Source organism: Glycomyces harbinensis (assembly GCF_900101745.1).
In the GTDB taxonomy this organism is placed as follows: domain Bacteria; phylum Actinomycetota; class Actinomycetes; order Mycobacteriales; family Micromonosporaceae; genus Glycomyces; species Glycomyces harbinensis.
The window spans coordinates 33,767-53,047 of sequence record NZ_FNAD01000016.1 but is presented as its reverse complement, the minus strand read 5'-3'; the positions used below and the strand labels follow the sequence as shown (position 1 = coordinate 53,047).

Annotated in this window: 21 protein-coding genes; 15 read left to right on the top strand and 6 right to left on the bottom strand. The window is 70.4% G+C overall.

The features are described 5' to 3' along the window. Positions 1-95 precede the first annotated feature (95 nt). The gene (locus BLQ63_RS21620) at positions 96-530 is read right to left on the bottom strand and encodes a MerR family transcriptional regulator (RefSeq protein WP_091039611.1); all 435 of its coding nucleotides are present in this window, start codon (positions 528-530) and stop codon (positions 96-98) included. A gap of 159 nt (positions 531-689) precedes the next feature. Between BLQ63_RS21620 and thrS the strand changes: the two genes are divergently transcribed. After that, complete coding sequence (gene thrS, locus BLQ63_RS21615; protein WP_091039702.1) at positions 690-2,720, top strand: threonine--tRNA ligase; 2,031 nt, start codon at positions 690-692, stop codon at positions 2,718-2,720. Between the two features lie 45 nt (positions 2,721-2,765). On the opposite strand, the gene BLQ63_RS21610 is transcribed toward thrS, so the two are convergent. Next, entirely contained in the window at positions 2,766-4,259 is a 1,494-nt protein-coding gene (locus tag BLQ63_RS21610) for a potassium/proton antiporter (RefSeq protein WP_091039610.1), read from the bottom strand. Between the two features lie 81 nt (positions 4,260-4,340). Between BLQ63_RS21610 and BLQ63_RS21605 the strand changes: the two genes are divergently transcribed. The 6 genes from BLQ63_RS21605 (at position 4,341) to pdxS (ending at position 9,304) form a co-directional block, all read left to right on the top strand. Further along, positions 4,341-4,886 carry an HIT family protein gene (locus BLQ63_RS21605; protein ID WP_245681044.1) on the top strand — a complete coding sequence of 182 codons (546 nt, stop codon included), beginning with the start codon at positions 4,341-4,343 and terminating at the stop codon, positions 4,884-4,886. Between the two features lie 117 nt (positions 4,887-5,003). Beyond that, positions 5,004-5,627, top strand: coding sequence for a phosphatidylinositol phosphate synthase (pgsA, locus tag BLQ63_RS21600; protein ID WP_091039609.1), 624 nt, complete (start codon positions 5,004-5,006; stop codon positions 5,625-5,627). After that, positions 5,620-6,522, top strand: coding sequence for a phosphatidylinositol mannoside acyltransferase (locus BLQ63_RS21595; protein WP_091039608.1), 903 nt, complete (start codon positions 5,620-5,622; stop codon positions 6,520-6,522). Before pgsA ends, BLQ63_RS21595 begins: the two co-directional genes overlap by 8 nt. Positions 6,523-6,532: 10 nt before the next feature. Further along, positions 6,533-7,651: a glycosyltransferase gene (locus BLQ63_RS21590; RefSeq protein WP_091039700.1), complete on the top strand. Its 1,119-nt coding sequence runs from the start codon at positions 6,533-6,535 to the stop codon at positions 7,649-7,651. 75 nt (positions 7,652-7,726) lie between these two features. Then, a complete protein-coding gene (locus tag BLQ63_RS21585; RefSeq protein WP_143015036.1) occupies positions 7,727-8,230 on the top strand; it encodes a hypothetical protein in 504 nt (167 codons plus the stop codon). A 153-nt stretch (positions 8,231-8,383) separates the two neighbouring features. Continuing rightward, on the top strand, positions 8,384-9,304 hold the full coding sequence (pdxS, locus tag BLQ63_RS21580) for a pyridoxal 5'-phosphate synthase lyase subunit PdxS (RefSeq protein ID WP_091039606.1): 921 nt from the start codon (positions 8,384-8,386) through the stop codon (positions 9,302-9,304). Between the two features lie 55 nt (positions 9,305-9,359). On the opposite strand, the gene BLQ63_RS21575 is transcribed toward pdxS, so the two are convergent. Beyond that, positions 9,360-9,794: an SSI family serine proteinase inhibitor gene (locus BLQ63_RS21575; RefSeq protein WP_091039605.1), complete on the bottom strand. Its 435-nt coding sequence runs from the start codon at positions 9,792-9,794 to the stop codon at positions 9,360-9,362. Between the two features lie 125 nt (positions 9,795-9,919). Between BLQ63_RS21575 and BLQ63_RS21570 the strand changes: the two genes are divergently transcribed. Further along, a complete protein-coding gene (locus BLQ63_RS21570; protein ID WP_091039604.1) occupies positions 9,920-10,216 on the top strand; it encodes a hypothetical protein in 297 nt (98 codons plus the stop codon). Here the strand turns inward: BLQ63_RS21570 and BLQ63_RS21565 are convergent. Further along, a complete protein-coding gene (locus tag BLQ63_RS21565; protein ID WP_091039603.1) occupies positions 10,213-10,827 on the bottom strand; it encodes a hypothetical protein in 615 nt (204 codons plus the stop codon). The genes BLQ63_RS21570 and BLQ63_RS21565 overlap by 4 nt on opposite strands. A 55-nt stretch (positions 10,828-10,882) precedes the next feature. Continuing rightward, positions 10,883-11,293 carry a hypothetical protein gene (locus BLQ63_RS21560; protein WP_091039602.1) on the bottom strand — a complete coding sequence of 137 codons (411 nt, stop codon included), beginning with the start codon at positions 11,291-11,293 and terminating at the stop codon, positions 10,883-10,885. 182 nt (positions 11,294-11,475) lie between these two features. Here BLQ63_RS21560 and pdxT point away from each other — a divergent pair, with 182 nt between their 5' ends. Then, entirely contained in the window at positions 11,476-12,111 is a 636-nt protein-coding gene (gene pdxT, locus BLQ63_RS21555; protein ID WP_091039601.1) for a pyridoxal 5'-phosphate synthase glutaminase subunit PdxT, read from the top strand. Positions 12,112-12,131: 20 nt separating this feature from the next. Further along, positions 12,132-12,893, top strand: a complete 762-nt coding sequence (locus BLQ63_RS21550; protein ID WP_091039600.1) for a YebC/PmpR family DNA-binding transcriptional regulator — start codon at positions 12,132-12,134, stop codon at positions 12,891-12,893. Between the two features lie 55 nt (positions 12,894-12,948). Here the strand turns inward: BLQ63_RS21550 and BLQ63_RS21545 are convergent, their stop codons facing one another. Further along, complete coding sequence (locus BLQ63_RS21545) at positions 12,949-14,202, bottom strand: multidrug effflux MFS transporter (RefSeq protein WP_218125409.1); 1,254 nt, start codon at positions 14,200-14,202, stop codon at positions 12,949-12,951. A 272-nt stretch (positions 14,203-14,474) separates the two neighbouring features. Between BLQ63_RS21545 and ruvC the strand changes: the two genes are divergently transcribed. From ruvC to secD, 5 genes are all read left to right on the top strand, one after another. Then, entirely contained in the window at positions 14,475-15,026 is a 552-nt protein-coding gene (ruvC, locus tag BLQ63_RS21540; protein ID WP_177155051.1) for a crossover junction endodeoxyribonuclease RuvC, read from the top strand. After that, positions 15,023-15,622 (top strand): Holliday junction branch migration protein RuvA, encoded by a 600-nt coding sequence (gene ruvA, locus BLQ63_RS21535; RefSeq protein ID WP_091039597.1) that lies wholly within the window; start codon positions 15,023-15,025, stop codon positions 15,620-15,622. Before ruvC ends, ruvA begins: the two co-directional genes overlap by 4 nt. Positions 15,623-15,625: 3 nt before the next feature. Continuing rightward, entirely contained in the window at positions 15,626-16,705 is a 1,080-nt protein-coding gene (gene ruvB, locus BLQ63_RS21530; protein ID WP_091039596.1) for a Holliday junction branch migration DNA helicase RuvB, read from the top strand. A gap of 98 nt (positions 16,706-16,803) precedes the next feature. Then, positions 16,804-17,274: a preprotein translocase subunit YajC gene (gene yajC, locus BLQ63_RS30000; protein WP_218125408.1), complete on the top strand. Its 471-nt coding sequence runs from the start codon at positions 16,804-16,806 to the stop codon at positions 17,272-17,274. Between the two features lie 179 nt (positions 17,275-17,453). Further along, positions 17,454-19,280 carry a protein translocase subunit SecD gene (gene secD / locus BLQ63_RS21520; RefSeq protein WP_091039595.1) on the top strand — a complete coding sequence of 609 codons (1,827 nt, stop codon included), beginning with the start codon at positions 17,454-17,456 and terminating at the stop codon, positions 19,278-19,280. Position 19,281 lies beyond the last annotated feature (1 nt).

Sequence of the window (19,281 nt, the reverse complement as noted above, 5' to 3'; positions counted from 1 at the left end):
CTCAGCGGGTCACTTCTCGCAGCAGCCGTGGCAGCAGTCTTCGCCCGCGCACTGGCACGCGTCGTCGTTGCAGCAGTTGCAGCACTCGTCGGTGTTCATTTGCACTCACCTCCCACCGCGGCCTTGGGGGGACACCAGTTCTGCGGCAGCGGCGGATCGCAGGTGCCCGCTTCGACCGCCCCCAGCATCGACGTCAGCTGGGTCCGCAGCCCTTCGAGCCGCGCGATCTCGGCGGTCAGCTCGCCGATGCGCCGCTCCAGGTGCTGCTCGGCCGGCTCGCACGGGCACGTGCCCGTGTCCCGCACCGCCAGCAGGTCCCCGATGTCGGCGAGCCGCAGCCCCGCCCGCTGGCAGTCGCGGATGAACCGCGCCCGGTCCAGCCCCTCGGGGCCGTACCGCCGGTACCCGGCGGGGCTGCGCTCGGGCGCGGGGAAGAGCCCCTCGCGCTCCCAATGGCGGAGCGCGTCGGAGGAGACGCCGACTTCCTCGGCGAGCCTTCCGACGGTCCACGATCCGATCGTCGCTGTCATGCAACGACCGTAAACCTTGGTGCCGGGTCCAAGGTCAAGCCCGGGCCCGAAGGAATTCCCGGCACTCCTCACGCGGCCGCCAATGCATTCGACCGCCTTTCCGCACGGCGACTAGCATGGACCCGAATGTCGAACACCGGCTCCGGCCGGCTCACGCGAATGAGGAGAACCGTGGCTTCCGCAGCACCGAACAACAGTCCAGGCGTCGTCGAACCCCTCTGGGTGACGGCTGGCACTACCGGTGCCGACGCGGTGGCCGCCGCCGGCCTCCCCGTGCACGGGCCGAACGCGATCGTCGTCGTCCGCGACGCCGAAGGGCGGCTCCGGGACCTCTCGTGGGCCCCCGACGCCGACGCCAAGGTCGAGCCGGTCGCGCTCAACAGCCCCGACGGCCTCAACGTCATGCGCCACTCCGCCGCGCACGTCATGGCGCAGGCGGTCCAGGAGCTGCACGAGGCCAAGCTCGGGATCGGCCCGCCGATCACCGACGGCTTCTACTACGACTTCGACGTCGCCGAGCCGTTCAACCCCGACGACCTCAAGGCCGTCGAGAAGCGCATGCTCCAGATCATCAAGCAGGGGCAGACCTTCCACCGCCGCAAGTACGACTCCCTCGACGAGGCGCGCGCCGAGCTCGCCAACGAGCCCTACAAGCTCGAGCTCATCGAGACCAAGGGCGAGGGCACCGACGCCGACGAGGTCATGGAGGTCGGCGGCGGCGAGCTGACCGCGTACGACAACCGCGACCGCACCGGCGCGAAGGTCTGGTCCGACCTGTGCCGGGGCCCGCACCTGCCCTCCACCAAGCTCATCGGCTCCGTCAAGCTCATGCGCTCCGCGGCCGCGTACTGGATGGGCTCGGAGAAGAACCCGCAGCTCCAGCGCATCTACGGCACCGCCTGGCCGACCATTCAGGAGCAGAAGGACTACCTCGCGCGCCTCGCCGAGGCCGAGAAGCGCGACCACCGCAGGCTCGGGCAGCAGCTCGACCTGTTCTCGTTCCCCGACGAGCTCGGCTCCGGGCTCCCGGTGTTCCACCCCAAGGGCGGGATCATCCGGTACGAGATGGAGTCCTACCTGCGCGAACGCCAGAAGCAGGCCGGGTACGAACTCGTCAACACCCCGCACATCTCCAAAGAGGGCCTGTTCCACACCTCGGGGCACCTGCCGTACTACGCGGACACCATGTTCCCGCCCATGGAGTTCGAGGGCGCGAACTACTACCTCAAGGCCATGAACTGCCCGATGCACAACCTGATCTTCAAGTCGAGGGGGCGCTCCTACCGGGAGCTGCCGCTGCGCCTGTCGGAGTTCGGGTCGGTGTACCGCTACGAGAAGTCCGGCGTCGTCCACGGCCTCACCCGCGTCCGCGGCATGACCCAGGACGACGCGCACATCTACTGCACCGAGGAGCAGGCGCCCGGCGAGATCAAGAGCCTGCTCGAATTCGTGCTCCAGCTGCTGCGCGACTACGGGCTCAACGACTTCTACCTGGAGCTGTCCACCAAGGGCGACTCCGCGAAGTTCATCGGCTCCGACGAGGTGTGGGAGTCGGCCACCGCGACCCTGCGCCAGGTGGCGGAGGATTCCGGCCTCGACCTCGTCCCCGACCCGGGCGGCGCGGCCTTCTACGGCCCCAAGATCTCCGTCCAGGCCAAGGACGCGATCGGGCGCACCTGGCAGATGTCGACCATCCAGCTCGACTTCAACCAGCCCGACGGCTTCGGCCTGGAGTACTCCGCGGCCGACGGCACCCGCAAGCAGCCGGTCATGATCCACCGGGCGCTGTTCGGCTCGATCGAGCGGTTCTTCGGCGTCCTGACCGAGCACTACGCGGGCGCGTTCCCGGCCTGGCTGGCCCCCGTCCAGGCCGTCGGCATCCCGGTGCGCGACGAGAACGCCGACTACCTGGAGGCGTTCTTCGGGAAGCTCCGCGCCGCGGGCATCCGCGCCGAGGTCGACCACTCGGACGACCGGATGCAGAAGAAGGTCCGCAACGCCCAGCTCCAGAAGATCCCGTTCATGATCATCGCCGGCGACGACGACCAGAACGCCGGAACCGTCTCCTTCCGCTACCGGGACGGCAGCCAGCGCAACGGCGTCACCGCGGACGAGGCCGTCGCCCACGTGGTCGACGTCGTCACCTCGCGCGTCAACGAAGGCCCTTCGGCCGCCGCCGAAGCGGCCTGACCGGACGACAGCAGGCGGCCCGTGCCCTCCGGGGCGCGGGCCGCCTCAGTCCCTGCCGTCCTCGCCGAGCCAGCGAGCCAGGCGGCCCGCCCGCGCCAGGGCCGTGAGGCGCTGCTCGGTCGCCTCCCGCAGCTTCGGGGTCGTGACCACGAGGAGCTGGTCGTTCGACCGCAGCCGGTCGGCCTTGGCGGGGACGAAGAGGCCGTCGTCGCGCACCACGCCCGCGATCGCGCTGCCCTCGGGCAGGCGCAGTTCGAAGACCCGCAGGCCCGCCAGGCCCGAGCCCTTCGGCACGGTGATCGTCAGGACCTCCCCGTCGACCGCGTCCAGCGGCGCCGTCTCGATGTCGACCTCCTGGATCACGTCCTGCCCCGAAAGCCCGAGGCGCTTGGCCACCCACGGCAGGGTCGGGCCCTGGACCAGCGTGAACACCACGACGAGGATGAACACGATGTCCCACCACGCCTGCGCGCCCGGCAGGTTCGCGGACTGCGGGATCGTGGCCAGGACGATCGGCACCGCGCCGCGCAGCCCCGCCCACGAGAGCAGCGCCTTCTCCTTGAGCGAGAAGCGGAACGGTATGAGGCTCAGCCACACCGAGATCGGCCGGGCCAGCAGCGTCAGCACCCCGCCGAGGACCAGCGCCGGCACCAGCGCGTACAGGAGGTTCTCCGGCGAGGCCAGCATCCCGAGCATGACGAACATGCCCAGCTGCGCGACCCAGCCCAGGCCGGTCGCGAACGACTGGGTGGCCGCGCGGTGCGGCAGGCGGGAGTTGCCGAGGACGAGCGCGGCCAGGTACGCGGCGATGAACCCCGAGGCGTGCAGGGTCCCTGCCGCGGCGAACGCGGCCATGCCGAGGCTGAAGACCGCCAGCGGGTAGAGCCCGGACACCGGCAGCGCCAGGCGCCGCAGGACCCACGCCCCGCCGAAGCCGACCGCGATGCCGATGAGCGAGCCGGCGCCCAGCTCCCACACGAGGGTCGCGACGAGCTCGAACGTGGTCGGCAGTCCCTCGGCGGAGGAGAACGCGAGCACCAGGATCACCGCGGGGGCGTCGTTGAAGCCCGATTCGGCCTCCAGGGTGCCGCTGAGCCGCTTGGGCAGGCCGATGCCGCGCAGCTCCGAGAACACGGCCGCGGCGTCGGTGGAGGCCACGACCGCGCCGATGACCAGGGACGCCTGCCAGCCGAACCCGAGCAGGAAGTGCGCCCCCAGCGCGGTCACCGTCACCGAGACGCCGACGCCGAGCGTCGCGAGCATCGAGGCGGGCGCCAACTGCCCGGAGATCGCCCGCCAGCGGGTCGACAGGCCGCCCTCGATGAGGATGAGCGCCAGCGCGAACGTGCCGAGGACCTGCGCGAGTTCGAAGTCCTCGAACGGGATGCCCACGCCGTCCTCGCCCAGGAGCATGCCGATGCCGAGGAACACCAGGAGCGCGGGGAGCCCGAGCCGGTGCGTGGCCCGGATGGCGGCGATCGAGGCCAGCACGGTGACGCAACCGATGAGTACCGCGAGGTACAGCTGGGGCAACGTCACGTGCGGAGTTTATCCGCTGTGGCGTGTCGCAGGGATTTCGTCGCGTTTCACCGATGCGGCATCGTGGCCTAGGATCGTCCCGTGGAAGAGCGCGAAGGCGAAGGCGTCGGCGTCCCCGACGGGTACGAGCGGCTGTGGACCCCCCACCGCATGTCCTACATCCAGGGCGAGGGGAAGCCGACCGGCGACGACGCCGACGTCGAGGGCTGCCCCTTCTGCGAGATCCCCAAGCTGGAGGACGCGGACGGGAACATCGTCACCCGCGGCACCCACATGTACGTGGTGATGAACAAGTACCCGTACAACTCCGGCCATCTCATGGTCGTGCCCTTCCGGCACGTGCCCGACTACACCGACCTCGACGTCGAAGAGGTCGCCGAGATGGGCGCGCTCACGCAGCAGGCCATGGCGGTGCTGCGCTCCTCGATGGGCGCGCACGGGTTCAACATCGGGATGAACCAGGGCCAGGTCGCGGGGGCGGGCATCGCCGGCCACCTGCACCAGCACATCGTCCCGCGCTGGGGCGGGGACGCGAACTTCATGCCGATCATCGGCCGCACCAAGACCCTCCCGCAGTACCTGTCGGACACCCGCGAGCAACTCTCGGCCGCATGGGAGCGGGTGTGACCGGCCGGGCACCGTTAGAGTCAGTGGTGTGCCCGCCTCCGGCCCCGCCGCCGGGGTGAGTGCCGCACCCACTTGCCCGAACACCCAACTTGGGCCAGCCTGAGAAAACAGGAGACCATGGCGAAGTTCCTCCGGACCTCCGGCCGCGCCGGCCTGCGCCGATACGTCGACGCCGCTGCGAAGGTCCTCATCCGCGTCGGCGTGTCCGCCAACGCCGTCACCATCGCCGGCACCGCGATCGTCGTGGCCGCCTCGGTGCTGCTGCTGTCGCAGGGGCACCTGCTCGCCGGACTGATCGTCGTCGGCCTGTCCGTGTTCACCGACCTGCTCGACGGCGCGATCGCCCGCGTCAAGGGCACCACCAGCCGCTTCGGCGCACTGCTCGACTCGACCTGCGACCGCCTCGCCGACGGCGCGATGCTCGCGGGCCTGGGCTACTGGCTGCTGACCGAGGAGCGGTTCCTCGGCTGCGCGCTGGCCCTGTTCGCGCTCATCGCCGGGCAGGTCGTCTCGTACGTGAAGGCCCGGGCCGAAGGGCTCGGCGTCGTGGTCACCGCGGGCATCGCCGAGCGCCCCGAGCGCCTGATCCTCGCCGGGGTCGCGGTCCTGGCCGAGGTCGTCGGCGTCCCGTGGGCGATGGAGGCCGGCATGGGCCTGCTCGCCCTGCTCGCCTCGATCACGGTGGTCCAGCGCCTGGTCCAGGCGCGCGAACTGCTCGACGGGGAGCGCGTCGATGTCTGAGCGCCTCACCGAGCTGGCCTACCTGGCCGCCTGGCGCGGCGTGCGGCTCCTGCCCGAGTCCGCCGCGTACGCGCTGAGCCGGACGTTCGCCGACCGGGCCGTGCGCAAGGACGGCCGGCCCGTGCGCCAGCTGCGCAGGAACCTCGCCCGCGTCGTCGGCGCCGAACCCGGCGAGGCGCTGATGCGGGACGCGATGCGCTCGTACGCGCGGTACTGGGTCGAGTCGTTCCGGCTGCCGTCGATGAGCACCGCCCACCTCCAGCGCCGGTTCGAGATGAACGGCTACGAGCCCGTCCACGAGCGCGCGAAGCGGGGCCTGGGCTCGATCGTGGCGCTGCCGCACTGCGGCAACTGGGACCTCGCCGGGGCCTGGGTGCCCGCCGTGGCCGGAGACCGCCTCACGACGGTCGCCGAACGGCTCAAGCCCGAAGGGGTCTACCGGCGCTTCCTCGAATACCGCGAGTCGCTGGGGATGACGATCATCCCCGCCTCCGGCGGGGACCGCAATCCCCAAGCGGCCCTAGGCGAAGCGCTCGAAGCCGGGCACGTGGTCGCGCTCGTCGCCGACCGGGACCTGGGCCGCAGCGGCACCGAGGTCGAGTTCTTCGGCGAGGCCACGACCTTCCCGACCGGTCCGGCCCTGCTCGCCATCCGCAACAAGGTCGAGCTGTTCACCGCGGACATCCACTACGAGGCCGACCGCGCCGTCTGCCACATCTCAGGGCCCGTCGACACCGGCACCGGATCGTTCCGGGACCGCGTCGCCTCCACGACCCAGCGCATGGCCGACGCGTTCGAGGCCGGCATCCGCGCCCACCCCGCCGACTGGCACATGCTCCAGCGGTTCTGGAGCGCCGACTTCGCACCCGCACCGGCCCCGGAGAGATCGGCCTGACATGGGCGACCTGCGGATCGGGATCGTCAGCCCGTACTCCTTCGACGTCCCCGGCGGCGTCCAGTTCCACATCCGCGACCTGGCCGAGACCCTCATCGACGCCGGTCACGACGTCTCCGTCCTCGCCCCCGCCACCGAGACCGAGGGCCTGCCCGACTTCGTGGTCTCCGGCGGCAAGGCCGTCGCGGTGCCCTACAACGGCTCCATCGCCCGCCTCGCGTTCGGGCCCCGCTCGGCCGCGCGCGTCCGCAAGTGGTGCAGCGAGGGCGACTTCGACGTCATCCACGTCCACGAACCGCTCACCCCGAGCCTGTCGTGCCTGGCGGTCCTCAACGCCCGCTGCCCGGTCGTCGCGACCTTCCACACCGCCATGACCCGATCCCGGATGCTCGCCGCCGGCAAGCACATGGCCCAGCTCGTCCTGGAGAACCTCTCGGCCCGCATCGCCGTCAGCCCCTACGCCCGCAAGGTCCAGGTCGAGCACCTCGGCGGCGGCGCCGTCGAGATCCCCAACGGCGTGCCCGTCGCCTTCTACCGCAAGGCCGCCCCCCTCGCCGAGAAGCCCGACGGCCCCACCATCGGCTTCATGGGCCGCTACACCGAGTCCCGCAAGGGCTTCCCGATCCTCCGCGAGGCCTTCGCGCGCCTCGCCGCCGACCGCCCCGACCTGCACATGCTCGTCGTCGGCCGCGGCGACCCCGAGGCCGCCGTCGCCGGACTCGACCCCGACATCGCCTCCCGCATCCGCTTCCTCGGCGCCGTCGCCGACGAGGAGAAGGCCTCCATGCTCGCCGGCGTGGACCTCTACGTCGCCCCCAACACCGGCGGCGAGTCCTTCGGCATGATCCTCACCGAGGCCATGGCCGCCGGGACCTGCGTCCTCGCCTCCGACATCGAGGCGTTCCGCTCCGTCCTGGACGACGGCAACGCCGGCGGGCTCTTCGCCGTCGGCGACGCCGCCGACCTCGCCGACAAGGCCGGGCGCCTCCTCGACGACCCGGGCGCCCGCACCGCCTACGTCGAACGCGCCAACGAATGGGTCAAGCGCTACGACTGGCCCGAAGTCGCCGCCCGCCTCCTGGAGGTCTACCGCGCCGCCATCGAGGCCGGCACCGAACGCCGCCGATGAGGGCCCCGAAGCGGCCGTGACCCGACCCCGGGGCGCCTTCGGCCGGACACCCGGCCGTCGCAGTATGCCCGTACGATGATCCCGATGTGGTGGCTGGCCGTACTCGTGACGATCGTGGCCGTCTTCGGCGCGTACGCGACCTGGACGGTCACCCGGGTGGAACGGCTGCACCGCCGCGCCCGAGCCGCCGAGTCCGCGCTCCTCGCCAAGCTCGACGACCGCGCCGAGACCGTCCTCAAGTTCGTCGGCAACCCCGGCTTCGAAGAGGTCGTCGCCCTCGCCCTCTCCGTCGTCGCCGTCCCCGCCGACACCCAGCGCCAGCGGGAGCTGCGCGAGTACGCCGAGAACGACCTCACCCGCGCCCTGCGCGACCTCGCCGAGAACCCCCTGTGGTCCGACGACCTCGACTCGGCCAACCGGCGTGTCGCGCTGGCGCGCCAGATCCACACCGACTTCGTGCGCGACGCCGTCGCCTCGCGCTCGCTGACGATGGCGGTCGTGCTGCGCCTGCACCGCCGCCTCCCGCGCCCCGAGTACTGGGACATCGACGATCCGAGCAGCGAGTTCGGCTCCGTCTGAGCGGTTGGTGTCAGCGGGCTTGTGAGGCCGGTCGCGGCGTAGAATCGGCCAGGTCAGATCACCTCTCAAGGCGAAGCGTGCGAGCCTGGGGCGTGCCCTCGAACAGGGCGGCCCGGCGCGCAGGTCAGCCCAGACCGCGACGTACTACCTCAGATGGAGCCGGTGACCGTGTCAGAGACCCACAAGACCGAGGCCGAGATCGGGACCGCCCGCGTCAAGCGCGGCATGGCCGACATGCTGAAAGGCGGCGTCATCATGGACGTCGTCACCCCCGCGCAGGCCAAGATCGCCGAGGACGCCGGAGCCGTGGCCGTCATGGCGCTCGAGCGCGTCCCGGCCGACATCCGCGCCGAGGGCGGCGTCTCGCGCATGTCCGACCCCGACATGATCGACGGGATCATCGAGGCCGTCTCGATCCCGGTCATGGCCAAGGCCCGCATCGGCCACTTCACCGAGGCCGCCGTCCTGGAGTCACTCGGCGTGGACTACGTGGACGAGTCCGAGGTGCTGACCCCGGCCGACGAGGCCAACCACATCGACAAGTGGCAGTACAACGTGCCGTTCGTGTGCGGTGCGACCAACCTCGGCGAGGCCCTGCGCCGCATCTCCGAGGGCGCGGCCATGATCCGCTCCAAGGGCGAGGCCGGCACCGGCAACGTCGTCGAGGCGACCCGCCACATGCGCCAGATCCGCCAGGACATCGGCCGCCTCACCACCCTCGACTCGACCGAGCTGTACGCCGCCGCGAAGGAACTGCGCGCGCCGTACGAGCTGGTCGCCGAGGTCGCCAGGCTCGGCAGGCTCCCGGTGGTGCTGTTCACCGCCGGCGGCATCGCCACCCCGGCCGACGCGGCCATGATGATGCAGCTGGGCGCCGAGGGCGTGTTCGTCGGCTCGGGCATCTTCAAGTCCGGCGACCCCGCCAAGCGCGCCGCCGCCATCGTCAAGGCCACGGCCTTCCACGACGACCCGAAGGTCATCGCGGAGGTCTCGCGCGGCCTGGGCGAGGCCATGGTCGGCATCAACGTCGACACGCTCTCCGAGGAGCAGAAGCTCGCCAAGCGCGGCTGGTAGCCCCGAAGACGCCGACAGGGCCCGAGCGACACCGCTCGGGCCCTGTCGTCTCGTCTCAGGAGAGGTCGAAGACCGCGCCGCCGGTCGCGTGCAGGCCGGTGCAGTAGTTGGAGAACTCGTGCTCGTAGGACACGAACTCCTCCTCCCAGACCCCGAATGCCCGGAACGTGACCGGCGCGTACTCCTTGGTGCAGAAGCCGTCGACCGGGTTCAGCGCCTCGAGGTCGCCGCCCGCGGCGGTCAGCTGCGTGCAGGCCTCGAAGCCCTGCGCGTGGCCCTGCCCGTCGGGGCACAGGAGCGCCCGGGCGTCGTTCTCGCCGCTCTGACCGGAGACCGACAGGAACACCAGGCCGGCTCCTCCATCGCCGATGCCGGGGTCGACCGGCATCGGCTGCGCCTCCTGGAGCGACAACGCTTGGGCTGGTGCGGAACTCAGGGCGACGAACGCGGCGGCGGCCGCGATCGCGGCCCCGACGGAAAGCTGCTTCATGAGCCGATCCTAAGGAGCCGAAGGCCTCCGATCCCGCTCCGACACACCGTCATCCGTTCAGGGCCTGTCCTGCGAACCGGGCCCGACCTCGCCCCGACTCGCGGGAGAGGCCCTAGGCTGGGGCCATGAACGCAAGCGATCTCGACCAGTACGCCACCCCGGAACTCCAGCGCCGCGCCTTCGCCCTGGCGCGGGAACGCCGCGACTGGCGTTTCTTCATCGACCTGTTCCGGCACACCCCGACCGCGCTCGAGGCCGAGGACATCGACCCGGACGTGTCCGAGATCGGCGTGGCGATCGACGACCTGCTCAGCATCTGGCACGAGGGGACCAAGGGCGAGTGGGGCGCGGCCGAGCCGCTGGCGCGCGCGGCCTTCATCGACTACATCGGCAAGCACGGCGCCGAGGAGTCGGCCGACTAGGAGTCCTTCGGCTCCGCCGCGGGCTCGTCGTCGGTCTCCTCCGCCTTCGCGGCCCTCGTGGTCTGCGTCTCGCCCATCCACCAGCGCACGTCGCTGGAGAACAGCCACCACAGCGCGAGCACCGAGGCGAAGACCCACGGGGCCACGTACAGCATGAACACCGTCGACATGAACATGCCGACGATGAACAGGACCGCGGTGGCGCCGACGGCCCACCAGCGGACGGCCTTCAGGCGGGACTTGAAGCGGATCGCGCACAGGGCCGCGACGATCGCGGCGAGGACCGCGATGCCGGCGATCACGAGGTTGGAGACCAGGAAGTTCTGGCTCTGGTACAGGTCGTACGCCTGCTGGGCGAGTTCGGCGGGGTTCTCGACCTCGGTGGGGGAGTCCTCGTAGATCGCGGTGAGGTCCGCGATGGTGGCCGAACGGAGCGAGATCGCGTAGAAGGCCAGGATGTTGCCCGCGACGACGGCCGAGACGACCTGGATCCACATCGCGATCTGGAGCCGGAGGAGCTTGCGGGGCTTCGCGTCGGGGTCCGCGGACTCGGGTTCGGGCGCGCCCTTGGCGGGTTCTCGGTCGCGTCCGAAGTTCGGTTGCGGGAGCATCAGCGTCAGCCTCTCAATTGTCTTTCAGACCGAGGGATCGGTCGCCGCGCGCGCCCTAGTGGTTGAACCAGCGGCGCGCGAAGCGTTCGGTCAGCGTTCCGATGATCGTAATCGGCACGATCGCGAGGCCGATGCACAGCGCCCAGTAGAGTCCGCTGGTGAACAGCAGCCAGCCCAGGCCCGCCAGCGCGGCGACCTGGACGGCCAGGACGAGCACCCACAGCACGCGCCACTGGAAGTGCAGCAGGATCGTCGCGAGGATCAGGAACAGCGCCAGCGCGCCGAGGCCGACCGCGCCGCGGTAGACGTCGTCCTTCGCGACGGGCGGCACGAAGTCGCGCTCGGTGTGGTGCAGGAGCACGATCAGGCCCCCCGTGACCAGGGCGATCACCGCTTCGAGCCACATGGTGTTGCGTGCGGCCCGGACGGCACGGGGCATCGGGTTGCGCTTCGAGGTCTTGGCCATGTGTTCGTTCTCCCGGGCAATAAGGGGTGCATCACGTTCGATCGCAGACTTTAACGGATCGCCACCTGCCTTTCGAGTTCAGGCCGGTTTCGGTCACAGTGCCGATCGCGCAGGTAGCCGGGCGGAGGAACCGGATTTACGCTTGAGGCGCCCGCAACCCCGAGTTTCCTTGGAGTTCTCTGATGACCGTGCCCCAGATCGGCGTGCTCGCCCTGCAAGGCGACGTGGTCGACCACATGCGCGCGCTCGAGGCCGCCGGCGCCCGGGCGGTGCCGGTGCGGCGCGCCTCGGAGCTCGACGACGTGGACGGCCTGGTGATCCCGGGCGGGGAGTCGACGACGATGAGCAGGCTGCTCGACGTGTTCGACCTGTTCGATCCCGTCAAGAAGCGCCTCGACGAGGGCATGCCCGCGTTCGGCTCGTGCGCGGGCATGATCCTGCTGGCCGACGAGGTGCTCGACGGCCGGCCCGACCAGCGCTCCTTCGGGGTCATTCCGATGACCGTGCGCCGCAATGCTTTCGGACGCCAGATCGACTCGTTCGAAACCGAGATCGGTCTCGACGGGATCGCGGGCGGGCCGTTCCGGGCGGTGTTCATCCGGGCCCCGTGGGTCGAGCGGGTCGGGGAGGGCGTCGCGGTGCTGGGCCGGGTCGACAGCGGTGGCGATGCGACTGCGGCGCCGGGCGGTAGGATCGTCGCCGTACGTGCGGGCGACTGCCTGGCCACCTCCTTCCACCCGGAGGTGACACCCGACGCGAGGGTGCACGAGTACTTCGTGGATATGGTCCGCAGCGCAGACGCCGGACCGGTCGAGTAAGAGGAACGAGGGACGCCGGAATGAGTGGCCACTCCAAGTGGGCGACGACCAAGCACAAGAAGGCCGCGATCGACGCCAAGCGGGGCAAGATCTTCGCGAAGCTCATCAAGAACATCGAGGTCGCGGCGCGCACCGGTGGTCCTGACCCGGCGGGCAACCCGACGCTCTTCGACGCCATCCAGAAGGCCAAGAAGAGCTCGGTCCCCAACGACAACATCGACCGCGCGGTCAAGCGCGGCGGCGGCCTCGACGGCGGGGGCGTGGACTACGAGACGCTCATGTACGAAGGCTATGCGTCCGGCGGCGTCGCGGTGCTCATCGAGTGCCTGACCGACAACCGCAACCGGGCCGCGGCCGAAGTCCGCGTGGCGCTGACGCGCAACGGCGGCTCGCTCGGCGAGGCCGGCTCGGTCGCCTACATGTTCTCCCGCAAAGGCGTCATCATCGTCCCCGCCGATGAGAAGCTGACCGAGGACGACATCCTCATGGCGGTCCTCGACGCCGGCGCCGAAGAGGTCAACGACCTCGGCGAGGGCGGCTTCGAGGTCCTGTGCGAGCCGACCGACCTGGTCGCGGTACGCACCGCGCTCCAGGAGGCCGGGATCGACTACGACTCGGCCGAGGCGGGCTTCCAGGCCTCCATGAACATCGAGGTCGACCTCGAGGGCGCGCGCAAGGTGATCCGCGTCGTCGACGCGCTGGAGGACTCCGACGAGGTCCAGAACGTCTGGACCAACGCCGACATCTCGGACGAGGTCCTCGCGCAGCTCGACGAGGAATGAGCGACGCCGAAGGGCCCGAAGCGCGATGTGCTTCGGGCCCTTCGGCGTCGGCGGATCAGACGGCGGCGGCCGGCACCGGGTCCTTGCGGTAGACCTTGATCGTCCACGCGACCGCGAGGGCCGTGGCGACCGCGTACACGCTCACGCCGATGGTCATGTTCGCCAGCGTCACGCCGCCGATCGTGGCCAGCGCGGGCATCGCGCCGCCCGCGCCCATCTGGATCGAGCCCATGAACGCCGAGGCGGTCCCCGCGACCTGCGGCGGCTGCGAGGACATCGCCGCGGCGCCCGCGTTCGGGAAGACGATGCCGCAACCGAACATCATCAGGATGATCCCGGCCGTGACCGTCCACAGGCCCTCGATGCCCGCGAACTGCACGCCCGCGATCCACGCGACGCCGGCCAGCGCGATCACCATGCCGACGATCATGCGCTGGTGCGGCTGGCTCCGGTCGATCATGACCATGTTCGCCTGGTTCCCGGCGAGCAGCGCCAGCGTGCCCACGGCGAAGACCAGCGAGTAGAAGCCCGCGCTCGCGCCGAGCTCCTGCTGCGAGATGAAGCTGAACGTCGAGACGTACGTGAACAGCATCGAGAAGTTCATGATCACCACGAGGGTCGGCGCGATGAAGTGCGCGTCCCTCACCAGTCCGGCCACCGTGGACGCGAACTCGCGCCCGCCCATCGCGCGCCGGTCCTGCGCGGGCAGGCTCTCGGGCAGGAACTTCCACACCAGGAACGTCGACAGCAGCGACAGGACCGCCATGAACACGAACACCGTCTGCCACGGGCCGAAGCGGATGAGCTGCGCGCCGACGACCGGGCCGAGCATGGGCGCCAGCATCGTCACGAACATCATCTTCGAGGTGAAGCGGGTCATGTCGTCGCCGGAGAAGTGGTCGCGGATGACCGCTCGGGCCACCACGACGCCCGCGGCGCCGCTGAGGCCCTGGACGAACCGCATGGCGATGAGCAGGTCGGCGCTGGTCGCGACCGCGCACACCAGGGAGGTCAGCGTGAAGACGATCATGCCGACGATCAGGGGCTTGCGGCGGCCGATGCGGTCCGAGAGCGGACCGATGAAGGCCTGCCCGATGCCCATGCCGATCATCATCGACGTGAGGGTGAGCTGGATGCGGCTCTCGGGGGAGCCGAGCGCGTCGGCCATCGCGGGGAAGGCCGGAAGGTAGAGGTCGATGGCGATGGGCGCGGTCGCGGAGAGCGCGCCGAGGACGAACACCATCGTGGCGATGAATCGGCGAGAGTGGCCGTCGGCGGCGACGGGCGGCATGAAGGCAGCAGCAGACACAGTTGTTCCCAACCAGTGGTTCACGGAGCGGTAGAAGGCAGGCCGCGCCCGTCGTTCGCCTCGTTGCGCCGATGGGGGGCGAGTGCGGTGCGACCGGCCTACCTCAACGAAATCACGTCACTTGCCGACCGGCAAGTGGTTTATGGGCAAGGCCACCAGTCCGATTTGCGACCCGCGGCGGTCAGCGCCGGAACGCACCCGCGGACGTGCTTGCGGGCCGATCGTCGGTGCGGCCGGATAAGCTGACGCGAATCGAGCGACAGGAGGAGCGCGTGCGCGTCATGGGGATCGACCCGGGCCTGACCCGCTGCGGCGTCGGGGTCGTCGAAGGGCGACCCGGAGCGCCGGGCACGATGGTCGCCGTCGCGGTGGTCCGCACCGACCCCGAAGCGCCCCTTGCCGAACGGCTCCTCGCACTCGACGACGGACTCCGGGCGCTCCTGGAGGAGCACGAACCGGAGGCCGTCGCCGTCGAACGCGTCTTCTCACAGCACAATGTGGCCAGTGTCATCGGCACCGCGCAGGCCTCGGGCATCGCCCTGCTCGCCGGCGCCCGCCTCGGCCTGCCCACCGCGACCTACACGCCCTCCGAAGTGAAGAACGCCGTGTGCGGCAACGGCACCGCCGACAAGCGCCAGGTCACGACCATGGTCACCCGCATCCTCCGGCTCAAGGAGGCGCCCAAGCCCGCCGACGCGGCCGACGCGCTGGCCATCGCGATCTGCCACCTGTGGCGCGGGGGCGTCAAGGCCCGCATCGCCGAGGCCACCGCCCGCGCGCTCGCCTCGCAAGCCGCACCGACCCGCAGGGGGACCGCCCGATGATCGCTCAGCTCACCGGAACCGTCGCCGCCGTCGGCGAGTCGTACGCCGTGGTCGACGTCGGCGGGGTCGGCTACGCCGTGCACGCCGGGGCCCACACCCTCGCCAACCTCAAGGTCGGCTCCCAGACCGTGCTCGCGATCTCCACGATCGTGCGCGAGGACTCGATCACCCTGCACGGGTTCAACACCGCCGAGGAGCGCGACCTGTTCGAGCTGCTCCAGAACGCGCAGAAGATCGGCCCGCGCATCGCCCGCGACGCCATCGAGGCGCTGCGCCCCGAGGTCATCCGCCACGCGATCGCCACCGGCGACACCACCACGCTCTCGCGCATCCCCGGCGTCGGCAAGAAGAGCGCCGAGCGCATCATCCTCGACCTCGCCGACAAGATCGGCCCGGTCGACCTCGGCGGCGTGCCCAAACAGGTCGGCGGCCGCCCCGGCGGCTGGCGCATCCAGGTCGGCCAGGGGCTCCAGGCGCTGGGCTGGACCGCGAAGGAGGCCGACACCGCCATCGAGAAGCTCGACGCCGAAGGGGCCGACGGCACCGATGTGCCCACGCTCCTCAAGCAGGCCATCCGACTCCTCGGGAAGCGATAGGCGATGGAAGAACCCGAAGACTTCTCCACCGAGACCGGCGTCAGCCCCGCCGAGTGGGACGCGGCCCTCACCGCCGCCGAGGCCACCGAGCTCGACCGCCTCGTCGAAGAGGGCATCCGCCCCGCCAAGCTCGACGACGTCATCGGCCAGACCCGCGTCCGCGAGCAGATCAGTCTCCTGCTCGAAGGCGCGAGGCGGCGCGGCAGCTCGCCCGACCACCTGCTGCTGTCGGGCCCGCCCGGCCTCGGCAAGACCACCCTCGCCATGATCGTCGCCGCCGAACTCGGCGTCGGCATGCGCCAGACCTCCGGCCCGGCCATCGAGCGCTCCGGCGACCTCGCCGCGATCCTCACCAGCCTCGGCCCGAACGAAGTCCTCTTCATCGACGAGATCCACCGCATCGCCCGGCCCGCCGAGGAACTCCTCTACACCGCGATGGAGGACTTCCGCGTCGACGTGATCGTCGGCAAGGGCCCCGGCGCGACCGCCATCCCGCTCGAACTCGAGCCGTTCACGCTCGTCGGCGCCACCACCCGCGCCGGGCTCCTCACCGGTCCACTGCGCGACCGCTTCGGCTTCCTCGGGCAGCTCGAGTTCTACGACAAGTCCGAGCTCGAGGCGATCGTCACCCGCTCGGCCGGCATCCTCGACGTCGCCATCGACCCCGCCGGCGCCGCCGAGATCGCCGGGCGCTCGCGGGGCACGCCCCGCATCGCCAACCGGCTCCTGCGCCGCGTCCGCGACTTCGCGCAGGTCCGGGCCGACGGCGTCATCAACGTCAAGGTCGCCTCCGCAGCCCTCGCGCTCTACGACGTCGACGACCTGGGCCTGGACCGCCTCGACCGGGCCGTCCTGCGCGCCCTCACCGGCACCTTCAACGGCGGGCCGGTCGGCCTGTCCACCCTCGCGGTCGCCGTGGGGGAGCAGTCCGACACCGTCGAGGAGGTCTGCGAGCCGTTCCTGGTGCGCGCCGGGCTCCTGGCCCGCACCCCCCGCGGGCGCGTCGCGACCGCCGCCGCATGGCACCACCTCGGGCTCCAGCCGCCCAGCGCCGACGGGCTGTTCGGTTCCGGCGACGCGTAGGGTGGGCTTGGGCGGGGACGGAACGTCACCGTACGCGGGATAGACTCCGCCCACGTCACGCACCGAGACAGTGACCAACCACAACGAAAGGCACCATCGTGCTTGCATCCGCAGACGTCCTGGCACAGGAAAGCGCCGGCGGCTCGAACATCATGTTCCTCGTCATGATCGTCGGCTTCATCGCCCTCATGTACTTCGTGATGATCCGCCCGCAGAAGAAGCGGCAGCGTGAGCAGCAGAGCATGCAGAACACGGTCGCGCCCGGTGCCCGCGTCATGACCATCGGCGGCCTCTACGGCACCGTCGTCGACTCCGACGACGAGACCGTCACCCTCGAGGCCAGCGACGACAACTTCCTCGTCTTCGCCCGCCAGGCCATCGCCAAGGTCGTCACCCCCGCCGAGACCGAGCCCGAGGCCGCCGAAGAGCCCGTCTCCGAAGAAGAGGCCACGCTCACCGACGAGGACCTCGACAAGCTCCGCGACTCGGCCGCCGACAAGGGCGCCGAAGAGACCGGCGGCGACGACAAGGGCAAGCACGCGGGGAACCCGGACCGCAAGGAGTACTAGGCCCTGATTCGCCTTTGAGGCACCCGTCCTAGAATGAGCCCCGCCGAGGGTACGTGTGCGAGCCCACTCCCTCCGGTCGGAGCGCTCACATGACGGGCGCGCCGATCGGCGCCCGCTACCGTCTGGCGTGGGCCCCATCGCGCCCACCCCTATCCGAGTTCTGAGGAAGAGACCGTCCATTGGCTGCAGAAACGGGCGCCGACCGCCCACGGAAGAAGATCCAGCGCAAGCGACTGCCGGTCGCACCCTATTTCGTGGCGCTGCTGGTGGTGCTCGCGGTCCTGTGGGTCTCCGCGCTGGGAGGTGCGGGATGGAAGTTCCCCACGCCGAAGCTCGGTCTGGACCTCCAGGGCGGCCTCTCGATGACCCTCACGGCCTACCAGCAGGGTTCCGACGAGCCGCCCACGGCAGAGACCATGGAGCAGGCCCGCCAGATCATCGAGGGCCGTGTCAACTCGACCGGCGTCTCCGAGCCCGAGGTCTACGTCGAAGGCACCGAGAACATCGTGGTCAACGTGGCTGGCGACGACATCGACGAGACGGCGCTTCGCGATGTCGGCGCCCCGGCCGAACTGCGCTTCCGGATCGTCACCAACTCTGTCGCCGACACCTCCGCGCTCGAGGAGTCCCTCGCCGAGGAGACCCCCACCGACGAGGCCACCGAGACCCCCACGGCCGAGTCCGGTGAGACCCCCACCGAGGAGTCCTCTGAGACCCCCACCGAGGAGACCACCTCGGAAGACACCTCCGGCTCGGGCCAGGCCGAGAGCACGGACGACGCCGACGTCACGCTCGACGACGTCTGGGCTAAGGTCGGCCCCGACGCCGCCGCGGCCGCGCAGGCCCTCACCGCCGCCCCCGCCGACGAGGCCACCATGGCCCTGCTCGAGCCGTTCGGCGAGCTCACCCCCGAAGAGGTCTCCCTCCTCCCGGCGAACGTCCAGTTCTTCGTCCCGCAGATCACCTGCGAGCAACTCGACAACCGCCCGCCCGGCGCCGTCCAGCAGGCCGACATCGAAGTGGTCGCGTGCTCGGCCCCCGAGCCGGCCACTACCGACGACCCGTCGCTGACGTTCTCCTACAAGTACCTGCTCCAGCCGGCCACCGTGCTCGGGTCCGACGTGACCTCGGCCGACGTCGGTACCGACCAGGCCAACCTCAACCAGTTCGTGGTCAACGTCCAGTTCTCCTCCGAAGGCGCCGACAAGTGGAGCGCCCTCACCACCGAGGGCCTGGGCTCCCAGGTCGCGATCGTCCTCGACAACGAGGTCGTCAGCGCCCCCACGATCCAAGAGGTCTCCTCGAACTCGACGCAGATCTCCGGCGAGTTCACCGCCACCGAGGCCAACCAGCTCGCCGACCAGCTCAACTTCGGCTCGCTCCCGACAACGTTCGTGGTCGAGACCGTCAACGAGGTCACCGCGACGCTCGGCGTCGACCAGCTCGAGGCCGGCCTGATCGCCATGATCGCGGGCCTCATCCTGGTCTTCCTCTACTGCATGGTCTACTACCGTCTGATGGGCTTCGTCGTCCTCGGCAGCCTTATCGTCGCCACCGTCGGCCTCTACCCGACCGTGGCGCTGCTGGGCTCCCAGATGGGCCTGACGCTCACCCTCGCCGGAATCGCGGGCTTCGTGGTCTCCATCGGCATCACGGCCGACTCCTTCGTCGTGTACTTCGAACGCATCAAGGAGGAGATGGCCGGAGGCCGGTCGGCCCGGTCGGCCGTCCCCAGAGCGTGGGTGCGGGCGAGGCGTACCATCCTCTCCGCCGCGGCCGTCTCGATGCTCTCCGCCGTGGTCCTGTACATCCTGGCCATCGGACCGGTCCGCGCCTTCGCGTTCGCACTCGGTCTGTCCACCGTGGTGGACGTCCTGGTGGTCTACCTGTTCACCCACCCGATCGCCGAATGGCTCTCGCGCGGCAACCTCCTCAACAAGACGAACTTGTCGGGCCTGCACACGAAGACGACTCCGGCCACCGGCGACGCGGCTGCGAAAGGCTAGG